Origin of the sequence: Pseudomonas sp. RC3H12 (genome assembly GCF_018596375.1) — a bacterium.
Classification (GTDB): Bacteria; Pseudomonadota; Gammaproteobacteria; order Pseudomonadales; family Pseudomonadaceae; genus Aquipseudomonas.
Genome location: NZ_CP075595.1, coordinates 3366275 through 3378501, shown reverse-complemented (window position 1 = coordinate 3378501; position 12227 = coordinate 3366275). Strand labels below are relative to the sequence as shown.

Genomic DNA, 12227 nt, shown 5'->3' with positions numbered 1-12227 from the left:
GGTTCATATCCTGCCCAGCAACAAGAGAATCAGCAGGACCACCAGCACCACGCCGATGATGCCGGACGGGCCGTAACCCCATGAACGGGAGTGAGGGAAGACCGGTAAGCCACCGATCAGCAGCAGGATCAGGATGATGATGAGGATCGTGGTCATGGCGGAGTCCTTGCGTGATGGAAGGGCTGGAGCGCAGCGGTAGCCGCTTAATGGTTCCGACCGGTGCCCTTGGCTAAAAATTCAATCAGCCTGCCTGGCGATTGAATTGCTTGCCACCCGATACTGGCGTATTCAGCAATTTGATGCCGTACCGGCAGCCAGGGTGTTGTGGCTAGACTCCAGTCATTCCCACTGTTCAAGGCGCTCCACCATGCACAACCGAATGATGATCACTGGCGCAGGCTCCGGCCTTGGCCGCGAGATTGCCCTGCGCTGGGCCCGTGATGGCTGGCAGCTGGCCCTGGCAGACGTCAATGAGGCGGGTTTGCGCGAAACCCTGGCTTTGGTGCGCCAGGCCGGTGGCGACGGTTTCATCCAGCGCTGCGATGTGCGCGACTACAGCCAGCTCACAGCCCTGGCCCAGGCCTGCGAGGAAAAGTTCGGCGGCATCGATGTGATCGTCAACAACGCCGGGGTGGCCTCGGGCGGCTTCTTCGCCGATTTGTCCCTGGAAGACTGGGACTGGCAGATCGCGGTCAACCTGATGGGCGTGGTCAAGGGCTGCAAGGCGTTCCTGCCACAGCTCGAACGCAGCCGCGGGCGGATCATCAACATCGCTTCGATGGCGGCGCTGATGCAGGGGCCGGGCATGAGCAACTACAACGTGGCCAAGGCCGGTGTGCTGGCGCTGTCCGAAAGCCTGCTGGTGGAGCTGCGCCAGGTGGAGGTGGCGGTGCATGTGGTGTGCCCGTCGTTTTTCCACACCAACCTGCTCGACTCGTTCCGTGGGCCGGACCCGGCGATGAAGGCGCAAGTGGGCAAGTTGCTGGAAGGCTCGCCGATCAATGCGGCCGACATCGCCGAGTATATTCATGAGCGGGTGGCTGCCGACGAGTTCCTGATCCTTCCCCATGAAGCCGGGCGTCAGGCCTGGAAACTCAAGTGTCAGGCACCTGAGCGGCTATACGACGAAATGGCGGACATGGCGGTCAAAATGCGGGCAAAGTCACGTAAAGCTAACTAATCAGAGAATTTCTGTAGGCTTTCTTTACCTTCACAAGTAGGAAATGTCTATTTCTGCGGCGAAGGATTGAGTAGGCGAAAGCTGGCGAGGCAGTCTCCGATTTTCCCTTGAGCGAGAGGCAACGGAGATGCTGGTTATCGGACGCGAAGTGGGCGAGGTCATCGTCATTGACGGGGGCATCCGGATTCAGGTGATGTCGGTGGAGAACGGCCAGGTGCGCTTCGGCATCTGCGCACCTCGAGAGGTGGAGGTGCACCGGGTAGAAGTCTACAAACGTATCAAGGCCCTGGAACTGGAGAAGCAGCGAGCCTGATGAGCCGTTACTCCAGCAGTTCCCGTGGTACTTCATGCCGGGCCAGCAACTGGCATTGCTGGCTTTCCAGGTCGAACAGGATGAACGCCTGCCCCTTGGCCAGCGCCTGGCGTACCCGCAGCACTCGGGTTTCCAGCGGCGTGTCGTCGCCATTGTCGGTGCCGTCGCGGGTGACGAAGTCCTCGATCAGGCGGGTGAGGGTTTCGCTTTCGAGTTGGTCGTGGGGGATCAGCATGGGTTTGCGCAGTGGTGATGGGGATGTGCGCATGCTACGTGAAATCCTCTGTCATGCGCAGTCGATTGGCGTAGGAAGCCTGTGCAGGAGCGGCGCAGCGCCGCTCCTGCAGATTGCTCTCAGCCCTTGTTGCCCACCAGGCTGTCCACCGCCGGCACCCGGGTGTCGCTTTCCATCTGCGCATCGTGCTCCAGCTGGTGGCTGAAGCGCTCCAGAGACGCACTGGCCGGCTGCGAGTCGCTGGCGAACACCGGGGGGCTGAGCAGGTAGGCGCCCAGCAGCCGGCTGAGCGCCGCCAGGCTGTCGATATGGGTGCGCTCATAGCCGTGAGTGGCATCGCAGCCGAAGGCCACCAGGGCGGTGCGGATATCATGCCCTGCGGTCACCGCCGAGTGGGCGTCGCTGAAGTAATAGCGGAACAGGTCGCGGCGCACCGGCAGGTCGCGGTCGCCGGCCAGTTTCAGCAGGTGGCGCGACAGGTGATAGTCGTAGGGCCCGGACGAGTCCTGCATCGCCACACTCACCGCGTGCTCGCTGGATGCCTGTCCCGGTGCCACGGGTGCGATGTCGATGCCGACGAATTCGCTGACATCCCAGGGCAGGGCGGCCGCGGCACCCGAGCCGGTCTCCTCGGTGATGGTGAACAGCGGGTGGCAGTCGATCAGCGGCTGCCGGCCACTTTCGACCACGGCCTTGAGCGCCGCCAGCAACGCAGCGACACCGGCCTTGTCGTCCAGGTGGCGTGCGCTGATATGGCCGCTTTCGGTGAACTCCGGCAAGGGGTCGAAGGCGACGAAGTCGCCGATGGCGATGCCCAGTGCTTCGGCGTCGGCGCGGGTGGTGCAGTAGGCGTCCAGGCGCACCTCCACATGCTCCCAGCTGATCGGCATCTGGTCGATGGCGGTGTTGAAGGCGTGCCCGCTGGCCATCAGCGGCAGTACGCTGCCGCGGTACACGCCGGTGTCGGTGAACACGCTGACCCGGCTGCCCTCGGCGAAGCGGCTCGACCAGCAGCCCACCGGCGCCAGGGCCAGGCGGCCATTGTCCTGCAACTGGCGGACGCTGGCGCCGATGGTGTCCAGGTGCGCCGAAACGGCACGGTCAGGCGAGCTCTGGCGGCCCTTGAGGGTAGCGCGGATGGTGCCGCGACGGGTCAGCTCGAAGGGGATGCCCAGTTCATCCAGGCGCTCGGCAATGTAGCGCACGATGGTGTCGGTGAAGCCGGTGGGGCTGGGGATGGCGAGCATTTCCAGCAGGACGCGTTTGAGGTAGTCGAGATCGGGTTCGGGGTGTTTCTCAGGCATCAGGATCACTCCTTCGTTTCGAGGGCCTCATCGCGGGGCAAGCCCGCTCCCACGCAATCACGTGGGAGCGGGCTTGCCCCGCGATGGATTTCAGGCCAAAGCCCGGCTATGCGGGAACAACAAGTCGACGAAGCGCTCGGCCGTCGGTTGCGGCTCATGATTGGCCAGCCCGGCGCGCTCATTCGCTTCGATGATCACGTAGTCCGGGTGCTCGGCATCGCGGACCATGAAGTCCAGGCCGACCACCGGGATCTCCAGGGCGCGGGCGGCGCGCACGGCGGCGTCGGCCAGCACCGGGTGCAGGCGTTCGGTGACATCCTCCAGGGTGCCGCCGGTATGCAGGTTGGCGGTGCGGCGCACGGCCAGGCGTTGCCCGGCGGGGAGGATGTCGTCGTAACCCAGGCCCGCGCCTTTGAGCGTACGTTCGGTTTCGTCATCCAGCGGAATGCGGCTCTCGCCGCCCGTGGCGGCCTGGCGCCGACGGCTCTGCGCTTCGATCAGTGCACGGATGCTGTGCTTGCCGTCGCCGACCACCTGCGCCGGGTGACGGATCGCTGCCGCCACCACTTCGAAGCCGATCACCAGGATGCGCAGGTCGCAGCCGGCATGGAAGCTCTCCAGCAGCACACGGCTGTCGAAGCGCCTGGCCTGCTCCACGGCATGGCTGACTTCATCGATCGTCGTGAGGTTGACCGCCACCCCTTGGCCCTGCTCGCCATCAACCGGCTTGACCACCACTGCGCCATGTTCGTCGAGAAACGCCAGGTTGTCGTCGGCGTTGCCCGCCAGCTGTTGCGCCGGCACCTGCAGCCCGGCATTGTGCAGGGCGTGGCGGGTCAGGCGCTTGTCCTGGCACAGGGTCATGGTCACGGCGCTGGTCAGGTCGCTCAACGATTCGCGACAGCGGATCCGCCGCCCGCCCAGGCTGAGGGTGAACAGGCCGCTGGCGGCATCGTCGACCTGCACCTCGATGCCGCGCCGCAGCGCTTCGTCGACTATGATCCGCGCATAGGGGTTGAGCGTCGCCTCGGGGCCAGGGCCGAGGAACAGTTGCTGGTTGATGCCGTTCTTGCGCTTGATGGCGAAGGTCGGCAGGTTGCGAAAGCCGAGCTTCTTGTACAGCCGTTTGGCCTGGCGGTTGTCGTGCAACACCGACAGGTCGAGGCAGGCCAGGCCGCGGCTCATGAAGTGCTCTATGAGGTGGCGTACCAGCACTTCGCCGACGCCGGGCCGCGTGCACTGCGGGTCCACCGCCAGGCACCACAGGCTGCAGCCGTGTTCGGGATCGTCGAAGGCCTTGCTGTGGTCCAGGCCCATGACGCTGCCGATCACCGCCTGGCTGTCCTCGTCCTCGGCCAGCCAGTACACCGGCCCGCCGAGCTCGCGCGGGGTAAGCAGCTCAGGGTCGACCGGCAGCATGCCACGGGCCTGGTACAACGTGTTGATTGCCTGCCAGTCCGCCGGGCCCTGCGCCCGGCGGATGCGGAAGCCGCGGAACACCCGTTGCGCGGGGCGGTAGTCGGTGAACCACAGGCGCAAGGTGTCGGAGGGGTCGAGGAACAGTTGCTGCGGGGCCTGGGCCAGCACCTGCTGGGGGGCCGCGACGTACAGGGCGATGTCACGCTCGCCCGCCTGCTCCTGCAGCAGGTCTTCGGCCAGGCTGAGCGGATCGGGGTAGGTATGCCCGATCAGCAGCCGCCCCCAGCCACAGTGCAGCGCCCGTGGCCGGTCGTGAGGCTCGCTGCCATCACCGGCCAGGCGCGCCTGCAGGCGCTCGTAGGATGGCGCCTGGCCGCGCAGCAAGCGCTGGCCGTAGGCGATCTCTTGGGCTTTCATCGGTCAGATTCCTTGTTCGCTGAGCCACAGGTTCAGGGCCGCCAGTTGCCAAAGCTTGGAGCCGCGCAGTGGCGTGAGCTGGCCGTGCGGGTTGCTCAGCAGGCGGTCGAGCATGGCCGGGTCGAACAGGCCGCGATCCTGGCTCGGGTCGGTCAGCAGCTCGCGCACCCAGCCCAGGGTTGCGCCTTCCAGGTGCTTGAGGCCGGGTACTGGGAAGTAGCCCTTCTTGCGGTCGATCACCTCGTGGGGGATGACCCGCCGCGCCGCCTGCTTGAGCACTTGCTTGCCGCCATCAGGCAGCTTGAAGCGCGCCGGGATGCGCGCCGACAGCTCCACCAGGCGGTAGTCGAGGAACGGCGTGCGCGCCTCCAGGCCCCAGGCCATGGTCATGTTGTCGACTCGCTTGACCGGGTCGTCCACCAGCATCACCGTGCTGTCCAGGCGCAGCGCCTTGTCCACCGCGTCCGGCGCGCCGGGGCGGGCGAAGTGTTCGCGCACGAAATCACCTGCCGCGTCGGTATCCAGCCGCCAGGGCGCCTGCACGGTGGCGCGGTACTCGGCGTGGCTGCGGTCGAAGAAAGCCTCGCGATAGGCCGCGAAGGCATCCTCGGCGCCATCGACCTGCGGGTACCAGTGGTAGCCGGCGAACAGTTCGTCGGCACCCTGGCCGCTCTGCACACCCTTGCAATGCTTGGCCACTTCCCGGGACAGCAGGTAGAAGGCGATGCAGTCGTGGCTGACCATCGGTTCGCTCATGGCGCGAAATGCCGCCGGCAGTTGTTCGATGATCTCGTGCTCGGCGATGCGCAACTGGTGGTGACGGGTGCCGTAGTGCCGGGCGATCAGGTCGGAGTACTGGAACTCGTCGCCGCGTTCGCCGCCGGCGTCCTCGAAGCCGATGGAAAAGGTCGACAGGTCGTCTACCCCGGCCTCGCGCAACAGGCCGACCAGCAGGCTGGAATCGACACCGCCGGAGAGCAGCACGCCGACATCCACCGCCGCGCGCTGACGGATGGCCACGGCATCGCGGGTGGCGTCGAGCACGCGGGTGGTCCAACCCTCCAGGTCGAGTTCGCGTTCGTCAGGGTTCGGGCCGTAGTGCAACTGCCACCAGGTCTGGCGCTCGACTTCGCCATGGCGGTCGATGCGCATCCAGGTGCCGGGCTCGAGCTTCTGCACATTGGCCAGCAGGGTGCGCGGCGCGGGCACCACGGCGTGGAAGTTCAGGTAGTGGTTGAGCGCGACCGGGTCGATCACCGGGTCGATATCGCCGCCCTTGAGCAGCGCCGGCAAAGTCGAGGCGAAGCGCAGGCGCTCGCCGTTGCGCGACAGGTACAAGGGTTTGACGCCCAGGCGGTCGCGGGCCAGGAACAGGCGCTGGTTGTCGCGCTCCCAGATGGCCAGGGCGAACATGCCGTTGAGCTTGGGCAGCAGTGCCGCGCCCCAGGCGTGATAGCCCTTGAGCAGCACTTCGGTGTCGCCGTCCGACCAGAAGCGGTAGCCCAGGTCTTGCAGTTCCTGGCGCAGCTCGGGGAAGTTGTAGATGGCGCCATTGAAGGCCAAGGCCAGGCCCAGGTCATTGTCGACCATGGGCTGCGCCGAGCCGTCGGACAGGTCCATGATCTTCAGGCGGCGATGGCCGAGGGCGATCGGGCCCTGGCTATGGAAGCCCCAGGCGTCGGGGCCGCGGGGCGCCAGGTGGTGGGTGATGCGCTCCACCGCGGCGAGGTCCGCCGGGCGAGGGGCTTGGTCGAGGGGGCTGAAACGTAACTCTCCTGCTAATCCGCACATAAGTCCTTACCGGTTTTGCCGTTGGGGAGGGTGTGCCGCGAAAGTGGGCACTTAGGTAGTGACCGGGGCAGGAAGTGAGAGTTTTAGATCAATCCGTTATATAGGGCGAGTGGTCGCCTACAGGCTTTTCGCTGGCAAGGCGGCCCCTGGCGAAAGGGGCCGCCCTGCCGGCGATGAGGCTCCAGGTGTCAGGCCAGGTTCACCGTTGCCACCGGCTTGCGTGACGCCAGGCTGACCAGCACGAAGCTCGCCAGGCCGATGGCCAGGCTGTAGTAGATCGGCGAGTTGGCGTCCAGGCCGTCCTTGAACATGAAGAACAAGGCGGTGGCGAAGCCCAGCGTCATGCTGGCGATGGCGCCGGCGGTGGTCGCGCGCTTCCAGAAGATCGCACCCATCAGCGGGATCAGCATGCCGCCCACCAGCAGGTTGTAGGCCAGGGTCAGGGCGCTGATCACATCGTTCACCGCCAGGGCGATCCCCAGCACCACCAGGCCGGTCAACAGGGTGAACAGGCGGTTGATACCCAGGCTCGACTGCTTGCCGCCGCGCAGTTTCGGCAGCAGGTCTTCGGTCAGGGTGGTGGAGGCGGCCAGCAGGCCCGCGCTGGCGGTGGACATCATCGCGGCCAGGGCGGCGGCCATCAGCAGGCCACGGATGCCTTCGGGCAGCTGACCCTTGATCATCTCGGCGAAGGCGTTGTTCGGGTTGGCCAGGTCTGGCATCAGCACGTGGGCGGCCATGCCGATCAGCGCGCAGGCCAGGCCGTACAGCACGCAGTAGACACCGGCGGTGGTGCCGGCGCGCTGGCAGACCTTCTCGTCACGGGCGGTGAATACCCGCTGCCAGATGTCCTGGCCGATCAGGATGCCGAAGAAGTAGATCAGGAAGTAGGTGATGATGGTGTCCCAGCCGATAGTGGTCCAGCTGAAGCTGGCCGCCGGCAGCTTGGCCACCAGGGCGTCCCAGCCGCCGGCCTTGTACAGGCACACCGGCAGCAGGATGAACATCAGGCCCACGGTCTTGATCACGAACTGGACGATGTCGGTCAGGGTCAGCGACCACATGCCGCCGATGGTCGAGTACACCACCACCACACCGCCGCCGAACAGCAGGGCCATCCAGAAGGGAACGTCGAGCAGTACCTGCAGCACGGTGCCCATGGCCAGGGTCGAGGTCACCGCGATCATCAGCGCGTAGGCGAGCATGATCGCCGCGCTGGCCTGGCGGGCCATCGGGTTGTAGCGGCGCTCCAGCACCTGGGTCACGGTGAAGATCTTCAGGCGCAGCAGCGGCTTGGCCAGGAACAGGTTGAGCGCGATGATCCCCAGGCCCAGGGCGGCGCACAGCCAGAAGCCGGAGATGCCGTGCACATAGCCCAGGCGCACGGTGCCGACGGTGGAGGCGCCGCCCAGCACGGTGGTGGCCATGGTGCCCATGTACAGGGTCGGGCCGAGGTTGCGCCCGGCCACCAGGTAGTCTTCGTGGGTCTTCGCGCGCCGCATGCCGTACCAGCCAAGCGCGAGCATGCCGGCGGCATAGATCAGTACAACGATGATGTCCAAGGCCATTGGGGGTCTCCCGATTATCTTTATTATGGCGAGATCGGCCGTCCGAACGGTGCAAGGCGCCCGGCGGTTCTGTCTTGTGTTGGCGGGCCTCTATGGCCCTCCCGAATGGCTCCTGCCGGGGTGTTTCACTGCTGGTGTCGTGACGTCTTCATCGCTGCAAGCCAGTTCCCACAGGAAGCCGGCTTGCCAGCGATGGGGTATCTCAGCGGCGCACCACGCCCGGCAGCACGCAGAGCATTTCGAACAGCAGGTTGGCGCCCAGCAACGAGGTGTTGCCGGTGGTGTCATAGGGTGGGGAAACCTCGACCAGGTCGCAGCCGATCAGGTCCAGGCCGTGGCAGCCGCGGATGATCTCCATCGCCTGGATGGTGGTCAAGCCGCCGATCTCCGGGGTGCCGGTGCCGGGCGCCCAGGCCGGGTCGATGCCGTCGATGTCGAACGACAGGTACACTGGGCCGCCACCGACCTTCTCGCGCACTTCGGCCATCAGCGGCGCCAGCGACTTGTGCCAGCACTCCTCGGCCTGCACCACGCGAAAGCCCTGGCGGCGGCTCCAGTTGAAATCGTCGGCGGTGTAGCCTTGGGCGCGCAGGCCGATCTGCACCACACGCTCGCAATCGAGCAGCCCCTCTTCCACGGCGCGGCGGAAGGTGGTGCCGTGGGCGATCTTCTCGCCGAACATGTGGTCGTTGACGTCGGCGTGGGCATCGATGTGGACCAGGCCGATCTTGCCGTGCTTCTTGTGCAGGGCACGCAGGATCGGCAGGGTGATGGTGTGGTCGCCGCCCAGGGTCAGCGGGATGACATTGTGCTCGACGATCTCGTCGTAGGCCTCTTCGATGATGCGCACGGCGTCGAGCAGGTTGAAGGTGTTGATCGCCACGTCACCGATGTCGGCCACCGACAGCGAGTCGAACGGGGCGGCGCCGGTGGCCATGTTGTAGGGGCGGATCATCACCGACTCGGCGCGGATCTGCCGCGGGCCGAAGCGGGTGCCGGAGCGCAGCGAGGTGCCGATGTCCAGCGGCACGCCGATGAACGCGGCGTCCAGGCCTTCGGCGCTTTGCAGGTGGGGCAGGCGAAGCATGGTGGCGATGCCGCCGAAACGCGGCATTTCGTTGCCGCCCAGTGGTTGGTGGAGAATCTTGTCCACGGTGGGCCTCATCAGTCGGTCGATTGTTCTGTTTGTTCGAACCTGTGCCGCCGCGCGCCCGGATCATCTGGTCATGCTGGCGGGCAGGGACATTTCGCCGCAGTCTGCGCAAGGTAGTGGCCGGGAAGAATCGCTACCGACAAATACTTACTTCAGGATTCTCTGAACTATCGGCCGGCAACCGGGTTAGACTCTGGCGATTTCCACCCTGCGGAGCCTGCGCCATGGCCTCATCGCTGCCCGACCTGAAACTGCTGCGCATCTTCGCCAGCGTGGTGCGCCACCAGGGGTTCGCCAACGCCCAGCGAGACCTCAACCTGTCGACCTCGGCGATCAGTACCTACATGAGCCAGCTTGAAGGCGCCCTCGGGATCGTGCTCTGTCACCGTGGCCGGGGCGGCTTCAGCCTGACCAGCAAGGGCGAGTTGTTCCATCAGGAGACCCTGCGCCTGCTGGGCGAGCTGGACGGCTTCGAGCAGTACGCCGCCGCGCTCAAGGGCGAACTGCGCGGCACCCTGAACCTGGGGGTGATCGATTCCACCGTTGGCGACAGCGCCCTGCCGCTGGCCGAGGCCATCGGCGCCTACAGCCAGGAACACCCGGCGGTGCACCTGCACCTGTCGGTGTCCAGTCCCTATGAATTGCAGCTCGGCGTGCAGGACAATCGTCTGGACCTGGCCATCGGCGCGTTTTCCTCGCGTATGAGCGGGCTCCTCTACCAGCCGTTGTACCGCGAGCAGCATTGGCTGTATTGCAGCAGCCGCCACCCGCTGTTCGCCGAACGACGCATCCCCGAACCGGTGGTCACCCAGCAGCGCATGGTCGGGCGTGGCTACTGGAGCCAGGCCGAGCTGGCCCGGCATGGCTTCAAGCACAGCGCCGCCACCGTGGAGAGCATGGAGGCACAACTGATTCTGATTCTCTCCGGCGCCTACATCGGCTACCTGCCCGAGCACTATGCCCAGGCCTGGGTCGACAAGGGCGACCTGCGGGTCCTGTCGCCGGCCACCTTCGGTTACCAGGCGCCGTTTTCCCTGATCATTCGTCGTGGCCGCAGCCGGGAACCGTTGATCCAGACGTTCCGCGACCTGCTCAAAAGCCAGCTCAACGTGGGCTGAAGCAGGCGTTGTTCAATCCGCTCGGTCAGGTCGAGCGAATTTCCTACAAAACTTGACCGCTAGCATGCTGGCCTTCTGCTAAACATCTACTTGCTTTGATGATTTTCCCACTCATCTGGATAAGCAAGGGATCGCCAACGATGCGCATGAATTTGCCCGTCACCGAGCACGAAAGAACCTTTCCCCAAGACCAGCGGCTGATCTCCACCACCGACCTGAACAGTCGCATTACCTATTGCAACGACGCATTCGTGGCCATCAGCGGCTTCACCTACGACGAACTGGTCGGCCAGCCGCACAACCTGGTGCGTCATCCCGACATGCCGCCGGCGGTCTTCGGGCATATGTGGGACACCATCAAGCAGGGCAAGCCCTGGATGGGCGTTGTCAAGAATCGCGCCAAGAACGGCGATTTCTACTGGGTCAGCGCCTACGTCACGGCGGTGTACGAGAACGGCCGCATCAGTGGCTACGAATCGGTGCGCTCGGTGCCGAGCCGGGAGCAGATCTGCCGGGCAGAAAAGTTGTACGCCCGTCTGCGCGCGGGGCGCTCACCGGTCCCGCTGGCAGCACGCCTGGGACACGGGATCGGCCACGGCTGGCCATTGATCGGCGCGGGCCTGCTCTCGGCCGCCGCCTACCTGTGGTTGCCGCCCTACGCGGCGCTGGGGGTGCTGATGGCCAGCCTGCTGGCGGCCTGGTACGTGGTCGAGCACCGGCAGAACCAGTCGATTCGTCGCACCCTCGAAGAGCACCCAAAGGCCTTCACCAGCCCGCTGGTGGCCCTGACCTACAGTGACAACCCCGGCCTGCAGGGCCAGCTCGACCTGGCCATCATCAGCGAAGAGGCGCGCCTGCAGACCGCGTTGACCCGCCTGGTGGATGCCGGTGTCGGGGTCAAGTCACGGGCCGCGCAGTCCGCCGGGCTGTCCGATGCCCAGGCGCAGATGCTCGACCGCCAGCGCAGCGAGACCGATCAGTCGGCCACCGCCATCGCGCAGATGGCGGCGACCATCCAGCAGGTGACCCATAACGTGCAGACCACCGCCCACGCCGCCAGCGACGCCGACCAGCTGGCCCAGCAGGGCAGCGACCTGGCGCAGCAGAGCCTGCGCGCCATGGGCAGCATGAACGAGGCGGTCAGCGACATCGGCCAGGCGGTCAACGCCCTGGCCGAGCAGACCCAGTCCATTGGCAGCGTGGTGGACGTGATTACCTCGATTGCCGAGCAGACCAACCTGCTGGCGCTCAATGCCGCCATCGAGGCGGCGCGGGCCGGCGAACAGGGCCGGGGCTTCGCCGTGGTGGCCGACGAGGTGCGGTCGCTGGCGCAGCGCACCCGCGCCTCGACCGAGGAGATCCACCACATCATCTCCACCCTGCGTTCCGGTGCCGACCGCGCGGTTGCCAGCGCCAGCCGCGGGCAGCAGATCTCCAGCGACAGTGTGCACAGCGTCGAGGCCGTGCAGGAGGCGTTGTCGGGAATCGCCCAGGCCATCAGCCGCATCACCGGCATGAGCCAGCAGATGGCCACGGCGTCCGAGCAGCAGAGCCATGTGGCCGAGGACATCAACCAGCAGATCGTACGCATCGCTCATTTGTGCGACGAGAGCGCGGGACAGGCCAAGCAGGGCGCCGAAATCAGCCAGGACCTGGAGCGCATGGCGGAGTACCTGCACAGCCTGGCGGAGCGGTTCAACCGCTGAAGCTGTAGCGGGTAACAGTAGAG

11 protein-coding genes and 1 pseudogene are annotated in these 12227 nt (G+C 65.8%); 5 read left to right on the top strand and 7 right to left on the bottom strand.

From position 1 onward, the window contains the following. Positions 1 to 3: 3 nt before the first annotated feature. Positions 4 to 156 carry a DUF3309 family protein gene (locus KHO27_RS15355; protein WP_046854586.1) on the bottom strand — a complete coding sequence of 51 codons (153 nt, stop codon included), beginning with the start codon at positions 154 to 156 and terminating at the stop codon, positions 4 to 6. A gap of 211 nt (positions 157 to 367) precedes the next feature. Between KHO27_RS15355 and KHO27_RS15350 the strand changes: the two genes are divergently transcribed. Beyond that, entirely contained in the window at positions 368 to 1180 is an 813-nt protein-coding gene (locus KHO27_RS15350) for an SDR family oxidoreductase (RefSeq protein WP_110701075.1), read from the top strand. Between the two features lie 127 nt (positions 1181 to 1307). Further along, positions 1308 to 1493, top strand: coding sequence for a carbon storage regulator (locus KHO27_RS15345; RefSeq protein ID WP_102684290.1), 186 nt, complete (start codon positions 1308 to 1310; stop codon positions 1491 to 1493). Positions 1494 to 1500: 7 nt separating this feature from the next. On the opposite strand, the gene KHO27_RS15340 is transcribed toward KHO27_RS15345, so the two are convergent. The 6 genes from KHO27_RS15340 to speB form a co-directional block, all read right to left on the bottom strand. Beyond that, the gene (locus KHO27_RS15340) at positions 1501 to 1728 is read right to left on the bottom strand and encodes a YheU family protein (protein WP_023630058.1); all 228 of its coding nucleotides are present in this window, start codon (positions 1726 to 1728) and stop codon (positions 1501 to 1503) included. Between the two features lie 119 nt (positions 1729 to 1847). Further along, positions 1848 to 3032 carry an osmoprotectant NAGGN system M42 family peptidase gene (locus KHO27_RS15335; RefSeq protein WP_214500432.1) on the bottom strand — a complete coding sequence of 395 codons (1185 nt, stop codon included), beginning with the start codon at positions 3030 to 3032 and terminating at the stop codon, positions 1848 to 1850. Between the two features lie 90 nt (positions 3033 to 3122). After that, on the bottom strand, positions 3123 to 4868 hold the full coding sequence (gene ngg, locus KHO27_RS15330) for an N-acetylglutaminylglutamine synthetase (RefSeq protein WP_110701071.1): 1746 nt from the start codon (positions 4866 to 4868) through the stop codon (positions 3123 to 3125). A gap of 3 nt (positions 4869 to 4871) precedes the next feature. Then, complete coding sequence (locus KHO27_RS15325) at positions 4872 to 6659, bottom strand: N-acetylglutaminylglutamine amidotransferase (RefSeq protein ID WP_111532610.1); 1788 nt, start codon at positions 6657 to 6659, stop codon at positions 4872 to 4874. Positions 6660 to 6847: 188 nt separating this feature from the next. Continuing rightward, a complete protein-coding gene (locus tag KHO27_RS15320) occupies positions 6848 to 8227 on the bottom strand; it encodes a sodium:solute symporter family protein (RefSeq protein ID WP_046854592.1) in 1380 nt (459 codons plus the stop codon). Between the two features lie 202 nt (positions 8228 to 8429). Then, complete coding sequence (gene speB / locus KHO27_RS15315) at positions 8430 to 9380, bottom strand: agmatinase (RefSeq protein ID WP_110701047.1); 951 nt, start codon at positions 9378 to 9380, stop codon at positions 8430 to 8432. 224 nt (positions 9381 to 9604) lie between these two features. Between speB and KHO27_RS15310 the strand changes: the two genes are divergently transcribed. The 3 genes and pseudogenes from KHO27_RS15310 to KHO27_RS15305 all read left to right on the top strand — a co-directional run bounded on the left by KHO27_RS15310 (position 9605) and on the right by KHO27_RS15305 (position 12204). Further along, positions 9605 to 10498 (top strand): LysR family transcriptional regulator, encoded by an 894-nt coding sequence (locus KHO27_RS15310; protein ID WP_102684298.1) that lies wholly within the window; start codon positions 9605 to 9607, stop codon positions 10496 to 10498. 98 nt (positions 10499 to 10596) lie between these two features. Continuing rightward, positions 10597 to 10920: pseudogene (locus KHO27_RS26585) on the top strand (PAS domain-containing protein); the annotation flags it as partial. A 255-nt stretch (positions 10921 to 11175) separates the two neighbouring features. Then, positions 11176 to 12204 (top strand): methyl-accepting chemotaxis protein, encoded by a 1029-nt coding sequence (locus KHO27_RS15305; protein ID WP_371041529.1) that lies wholly within the window; start codon positions 11176 to 11178, stop codon positions 12202 to 12204. Positions 12205 to 12227: the final 23 nt, after the last annotated feature.

Bases quoted from the DNA above. Each gene is read 5' to 3' on its own strand.
- KHO27_RS15355 (WP_046854586.1), bottom strand. From the start codon at position 156: ATGACCACGATCCTCATCATCATCCTGATCCTGCTGCTGATCGGTGGC.
- KHO27_RS15350 (WP_110701075.1), top strand. From the start codon at position 368: ATGCACAACCGAATGATGATCACTGGCGCAGGCTCCGGCCTTGGCCGC.
- KHO27_RS15345 (WP_102684290.1), top strand. From the start codon at position 1,308: ATGCTGGTTATCGGACGCGAAGTGGGCGAGGTCATCGTCATTGACGGG.
- KHO27_RS15340 (WP_023630058.1), bottom strand. From the start codon at position 1,728: ATGCTGATCCCCCACGACCAACTCGAAAGCGAAACCCTCACCCGCCTG.
- KHO27_RS15335 (WP_214500432.1), bottom strand. From the start codon at position 3,032: ATGCCTGAGAAACACCCCGAACCCGATCTCGACTACCTCAAACGCGTC.
- ngg (WP_110701071.1), bottom strand. From the start codon at position 4,868: ATGAAAGCCCAAGAGATCGCCTACGGCCAGCGCTTGCTGCGCGGCCAG.
- KHO27_RS15325 (WP_111532610.1), bottom strand. From the start codon at position 6,659: ATGTGCGGATTAGCAGGAGAGTTACGTTTCAGCCCCCTCGACCAAGCC.
- KHO27_RS15320 (WP_046854592.1), bottom strand. From the start codon at position 8,227: ATGGCCTTGGACATCATCGTTGTACTGATCTATGCCGCCGGCATGCTC.
- KHO27_RS15310 (WP_102684298.1), top strand. From the start codon at position 9,605: ATGGCCTCATCGCTGCCCGACCTGAAACTGCTGCGCATCTTCGCCAGC.
- KHO27_RS15305 (WP_371041529.1), top strand. From the start codon at position 11,176: ATGGCCAGCCTGCTGGCGGCCTGGTACGTGGTCGAGCACCGGCAGAAC.